This window comes from Vibrio sp. V08_P9A1T1 (assembly GCF_963874405.1).
Lineage (GTDB): Bacteria > Pseudomonadota > Gammaproteobacteria > Enterobacterales > Vibrionaceae > Vibrio > Vibrio anguillarum.
Map to the genome: position 1 here is coordinate 22,927 of NZ_CAWNIB010000133.1, position 6,000 is coordinate 28,926.

Consider the following 6,000-nt stretch of genomic DNA (forward strand, 5'->3'; position numbering starts at 1 on the left):
TAGACAGCGCGATAAGAGTTCATCCATCATGAGTAATCAAGCGGTAGACGTAGAAATTTTAGGAAAATTGACTCGTGTGAATTGCCCTGCGGGACAAGAGCAGTCTTTAATCCAAGCGGCGCAAGATCTTGATAACCGATTGAAAGAGATGGCAGAGCGTACTAAAGTTACCAATGAGGTAAAGCTACTCACGATTGCTGCGCTCAACATTTGTTATGAATTGCAAACCAAAAACAATGAGAGCCTAGGCCAACAAAATCAATTAACCGAGCGCATGGAACAGCTCGCTGCATCTCTTGAAGATGCCATCAGTAAAGTGAAGCTAGGACAGCAGTAGTCTTTACCAGCGTAACCAAATTTACCCTAGAGTGTTTGTCAGCCGGATTTAAGTCCCTGAGCCGATAAGCAACACCAAAGGGTTAGTACTTGGTAGCTATTGAGCAAGCTCGGCTCGTACCGAGAAGCCTGCGGTTACCATTGCTGATCCGCCTTGAACCAGCTGGTTCAAGGGCCAAAATCCGCAACGGCACTCTGGGGTATCCTTATGCAAAACACTCGACACACACTTCGTCAAGTCATCCGCCAGCGGCGTAAACAGCTATCACCTGCGCAGCAAAAACACGCTTCAATTGAACTTGTCTCTCGTTTTTCAACACTGCCTGAAGTTTTAACGAGTCAGCACATTGCCCTCTACTTGGCAACCGATGGTGAGCTTGAAACACAACCGCTCATAGCGTGGTTATGGCAACAAGGCAAACAGACCTATCTTCCCGTTTTACACCCATTCTCGAGTGGGAATTTATTGTTCTTGCGCTATGATGCTCAAACCATAATGACGCGAAATAAATACGGCATTGCCGAACCCAAGCTCAATCAAACATTGATCAAACCAGTAAATGAGCTAGATATCATCTGCACACCATTGGTGGCATTTGATCAAACAGGGCAAAGGCTCGGGATGGGCGGCGGCTATTATGATCGTACGTTAGAAGCTTGGTTTAAAACGGGTAAAGGTGCCCTACCCATAGGCTTAGCTCATGATTGCCAACAAGTGACTCATCTGCCGAGCGAAGCATGGGATATACCTTTACCTCAAATAGTGACTCCAAGCCAAATCTGGCAATGGGAATCATAAATTATTGAGGCTATAATCGCCCCGCAACATTACCGTCACTATAAATCGATATCAGGAGATTGGCATGACTCAAGATGAAATGAAAAAAGCCGCCGGCTGGGCCGCACTCAAATATGTAGAAAAAGGCAGCATCGTTGGTGTGGGTACGGGTTCAACGGTGAATCACTTCATTGATGCACTGGGTTCGATTAAAGATGATATTAAAGGTGCGGTTTCAAGTTCTATCGCCTCAACAGAGAAGCTAAAAGGCCTAGGTATTGAAGTGTTCGACTGCAATGATGTTGATCAACTCGATATTTATGTTGATGGCGCAGATGAAATCAACCCTGCGCGCGATATGATCAAAGGCGGCGGCGCTGCGCTCACTCGAGAAAAAATCGTTGCCGCTATTGCGGATAAATTCATTTGTATCGTTGATGGTACAAAAGCGGTCGATGTTCTAGGTCAATTCCCACTTCCAGTTGAAGTGATCCCAATGGCGCGCTCTTATGTGGCACGTCAACTGGTTAAACTTGGTGGTGATCCAGCCTATCGCCATGGCGTAATAACGGATAACGGTAACGTTATCTTGGATGTGCACGGATTAAAAATTACTGATGCCAAAGCATTAGAAGATAAAATTAATGGGATTGTCGGCGTAGTAACCGTTGGTTTATTCGCTCACCGAGGTGCTGATGTCGTCATCACTGGCACGGAAAATGGTGCCAAAATCGAAGAGTAAGTCACAAAATAAGGCTACTTTCCGTTATTTCATTACAAACGGCACCCATGGGTGCCGTTTTTCTTCGCTATGCCCTAGAAAATCATGCCTTATTTCGTAATTTTCTTACCCAAAACAAAAAAAGTTTGTTACTTTATTGGTCAGAAGACGCACAAGGAAAACGTTTGTCTTCCAACAAAATGGTTAATCTTCCTCTTTACATTAGCCCTTTTGCTTTATGTGCGCCGTGTTTGCCCACCTTCCCATTTTTAAGGACGAGAATAATGGCCAAAGTTTCACTCGAAAAAGACAAAATCAAAATCTTACTCCTCGAAGGGCTACACCCTTCAACGGTTGAAGTACTGCAATCTGCCGGTTACAGCAATATTGAGTATCACAAAGGTTCTCTGGGTGATGAACAACTGCTCGAAGCGGTGAAAGATGCTCACTTCATCGGAATTCGTTCGCGCACTAATTTGACCGAAGCGGTAATCAACGCGGCAGAGAAGTTGGTTGCTATCGGCTGCTTCTGCATTGGCACCAACCAAGTTGACCTGAATGCAGCCGCAAAACGCGGTATTCCTGTCTTTAATGCACCATTTTCGAATACTCGCAGTGTTGCTGAACTCGTTTTAGGCCAAACACTGCTACTACTGCGTGGGATTCCTGAAAAAAATGCATTGGCGCATCGTGGTATTTGGAAAAAAAGTGCTGATAACTCTTATGAGGCACGCGGTAAACGCTTAGGTATTATTGGCTATGGCCACATTGGCACCCAGCTCGGTATCATTGCCGAAAACCTCGGTATGCAAGTCTATTTCTATGACATAGAAAACAAACTCTCACTCGGTAATGCAACGCAAATACATACCATGAGTGAGCTACTGAATAAATGTGATGTCATTTCTCTGCATGTGCCTGAAACTCCAGATACTAAAAATATGATGGGTAAAGAAGAGTTTGCACGCATGAAGCCTGGCTCTATCTTTATCAACGCAGCACGCGGAACGGTAGTCGACATTCCCGCACTCTGCGATGCATTGGCATCAAACCATCTAGCTGGCGCGGCAATAGATGTATTTCCAGAAGAACCCGCCACAAACTCTGAACCTTTTGAATCCCCACTGATGCATTTTGATAATGTCATTCTGACACCGCACATTGGTGGCTCAACGCAAGAAGCACAAGAAAATATCGGTATTGAAGTAGCCGGTAAGTTGGCAAAATATTCAGATAACGGCTCAACCTTATCAAGCGTGAACTTCCCTGAAGTATCACTGCCAATTCACCGTGATAGTTCGCGTTTACTGCATATTCACGAAAACCGTCCGGGTATTCTGACACAAATCAACACCATCTTCGCCGAAGAAGGGATCAATATCGCCGCTCAATATTTACAAACGTCAGCGGATATCGGTTATGTAGTGATTGACGTAGAAACCGCTCGCTCTGCGGAAGCTCTTACTAAGCTGAAAAGCATCAGCGGCACCATTCGTGCGCGTATTCTTCACTAAGCACTTCTCTAGTAAAAGCACCAAACGACAAAAAGGCCACATAAAATGTGGCCTTCCTTATTTCGATAGGGAGCTCAGTAAATTAAGCTTTAAGCGCTCGCTCCCCGCGAGCAATACCTACCACGCCACTTCGCGCGACTTCGATTACTTCCGTGACTTCCGACAACGCTTGAATAAAGGCATCGAGTTTTTCGCTGGTTCCAGCAAGCTGCACAGTATATTGCGCCGCAGTGACATCTACGATCTGCCCACGGAAAATATCAGCCGTACGTTTCACTTCGGCACGCGCAAAACCGCTGGCTTTGACTTTCACCATCATCAGCTCACGTTCAATGTGTTCGCACTCCGACACTTCTTGCACTTTAAGCACATCAATCAACTTATGCAGTTGCTTTTGAATTTGTTCAAGTTGCATTTCATCGGTCTTAGTGGTGATGTTTAAGCGTGACAATGTTGCATCATCGGTTGGCGAAACCGTTAGTGATTCAATGTTATAACCACGTTGAGAAAATAGACCAACAACGCGAGACAAAGCACCCGATTGGTTTTCCATTAATATTGAAATAATGTGTCTCATATTATGTTCTCTCCGTTTTGCTTAACCACATTTTGTCCATCCCTTCGCCTTTAATTTGCATTGGGTAGACGTGCTCCGTTTCATCCACATTAATATCAACAAAAACCAATCGATCTTTCATATCGAGTGCTTTTTTAAGCCCGGCTTCAAGTTCATCAGGCTGTGAGATACGGATGCCAACGTGGCCATAAGCTTCTGCAATTGCTGCAAAATCGGGAACAGAACTCATATAAGAATTAGAGTGACGTCCTTGGTAAATAATATCTTGCCACTGTTTTACCATGCCAAGAAAACGGTTGTTTAAATTAATAATTTTCACTGGAATATCATATTGCAACGCGGTGGAAAGCTCTTGGATATTCATTTGAATACTGCCATCCCCAGTGACAATCACTACCTCTTCTTCTGGCATGGCAAATTTAACCCCCATTCCAGCGGGTAAACCAAACCCCATGGTGCCCAAACCGCCAGAGTTGATCCAACGACGAGGCTTATTGAATGGATAATAAAGTGCGGCGAACATTTGGTGCTGACCAACATCGGAGGCCACATATGCGTCTCCATTAGTCAGTTTATGTAAAGTTTCAATCACTTGCTGCGGCTTAATGCGTTCGCTGGATTTCTCATAAGCTAGGCATTGGCGGTCGCGCCAGCTTTGGATATCTTGCCACCATAGTTCAAGCGCCTGCGAATCATTACAGCCACCTTGCTCAGAGAGCAATTGCAGCATAGTTTCCAGTACTTGTTCAGCTGATCCCACTATCGGCAGATCGACTGGCACATTTTTAGAGATCGACGAAGGATCAATGTCAATGTGCATGATCTTAGCGTTCGGGCAATACTTTTCTAGATTATTGGTTGTACGGTCATCAAAACGCACGCCAATACCGAAAATCAAATCCGCATTGTGCATCGCCATATTGGCTTCATACATGCCATGCATTCCAAGCATACCTAACGCATTTTTATGTGTCCCAGGGAAAGCACCAAGCCCCATTAACGTGCTGACTACGGGTAAATTGAGCGTTTCAGCCAGTTGTAAAATGTGCTGATCTGCGCCTGAAATAATAGCGCCACCACCAATGTACAATACGGGTTTTTTGGCTTCTAACAACGCTTTTAGCGCCTTTTTAATTTGCCCTTTATGACCAGAAGTAGTTGGGTTGTATGAGCGCAGTTTGATCGACTCAGGATACGTGTAAGGGAGTTTGATCTGAGGATTCATCACATCTTTAGGCAGATCGATCACGACCGGCCCCGGGCGCCCTGTTGAGGCAATATAAAAGGCTTTCTTAATGGTTTCAGGAATGTCTTCAGCTTTTTTTACAAGAAAACTGTGTTTGACGATCGGACGAGAAACCCCAACGATGTCACATTCTTGAAACGCATCGTTACCAATGAGGTTATTTGGCACGTTGCCTGAAATAACAATCATTGGAATTGAGTCCATGTAAGCGGTAGCAATCCCTGTGACGGTATTCGTCGCCCCTGGGCCAGAACAAACAAGTACCACACCCGTTTTTCCGGTTGCTCGAGCATAGCCATCTGCCATGTGCGTGGCCGCTTGCTCGTGGCGAACAAGGACATGTTTAATTTGGTCGGTTTTTGCGTGCAGCGCATCGTAAATATCAAGAACGGAACCACCTGGGTATCCAAATATTTGCTCTACACCTTCTTCGATCAGAGATTGAACCACCATCTCTGCGCCAGATAACATCTGTTGATTGGATTGCGTTGCCATTTTTTCTCCTTACCAGTACCCAACACATGGTCAGTCAATGGGCCTGGTTTTACATAGTTTAGGGCTTATTTGTAGCCTAATTCGAAAACTTTCCACTTTCGGCTATGTCTTGCTTTTGTCATAACAAAAAACAAGGTAACGCAACAACTGTAACTCTTTCTTATCATCGGGTCGAACGCCAAATAGCGCACACTTTGGCAAATATTTGGTTAAATGGAATTTTATTAGGTAACTATCGTAAAACTGGTATTAAAAACAGCTCAATCCATGAGTAATTAGCAAAAATAAAGCAAAAAATATTACCATGCAGCAATGTAGCGTTATGAGGAAGCG

The 6,000-nt window shown here is 44.6% G+C and carries 6 protein-coding genes and 1 other RNA gene; 5 read left to right on the forward strand and 2 right to left on the reverse strand.

Features of this window, described 5'->3' with window-relative positions; all coding sequences use genetic code 11:
* The first annotated feature begins 28 nt into the window (after nucleotides 1–28).
* From AACT21_RS06600 to serA, 5 genes are all read left to right on the forward strand, one after another.
* The gene (locus AACT21_RS06600) at nucleotides 29–337 is read left to right on the forward strand and encodes a cell division protein ZapA (RefSeq protein ID WP_010319818.1); all 309 of its coding nucleotides are present in this window, start codon (nucleotides 29–31) and stop codon (nucleotides 335–337) included.
* 20 nt (nucleotides 338–357) lie between these two features.
* Nucleotides 358–542: non-coding RNA, 6S RNA (gene ssrS / locus AACT21_RS06605), on the forward strand.
* A 2-nt stretch (nucleotides 543–544) separates the two neighbouring features.
* Nucleotides 545–1,135, forward strand: coding sequence for a 5-formyltetrahydrofolate cyclo-ligase (locus AACT21_RS06610; RefSeq protein WP_026028314.1), 591 nt, complete (start codon nucleotides 545–547; stop codon nucleotides 1,133–1,135).
* 64 nt (nucleotides 1,136–1,199) lie between these two features.
* The gene (rpiA, locus tag AACT21_RS06615; RefSeq protein WP_010319820.1) at nucleotides 1,200–1,856 is read left to right on the forward strand and encodes a ribose-5-phosphate isomerase RpiA; all 657 of its coding nucleotides are present in this window, start codon (nucleotides 1,200–1,202) and stop codon (nucleotides 1,854–1,856) included.
* Between the two features lie 263 nt (nucleotides 1,857–2,119).
* Nucleotides 2,120–3,349, forward strand: a complete 1,230-nt coding sequence (serA, locus tag AACT21_RS06620; RefSeq protein WP_026028313.1) for a phosphoglycerate dehydrogenase — start codon at nucleotides 2,120–2,122, stop codon at nucleotides 3,347–3,349.
* Between the two features lie 82 nt (nucleotides 3,350–3,431).
* Here serA and ilvN read toward each other — a convergent pair whose 3' ends face one another.
* Together ilvN and AACT21_RS06630 are read right to left on the reverse strand one after the other, a co-directional pair.
* Nucleotides 3,432–3,926 carry an acetolactate synthase small subunit gene (ilvN, locus tag AACT21_RS06625; protein WP_010319822.1) on the reverse strand — a complete coding sequence of 165 codons (495 nt, stop codon included), beginning with the start codon at nucleotides 3,924–3,926 and terminating at the stop codon, nucleotides 3,432–3,434.
* A gap of 1 nt (nucleotide 3,927) precedes the next feature.
* The gene (locus AACT21_RS06630; RefSeq protein ID WP_094163900.1) at nucleotides 3,928–5,667 is read right to left on the reverse strand and encodes an acetolactate synthase 3 large subunit; all 1,740 of its coding nucleotides are present in this window, start codon (nucleotides 5,665–5,667) and stop codon (nucleotides 3,928–3,930) included.
* Nucleotides 5,668–6,000 lie beyond the last annotated feature (333 nt).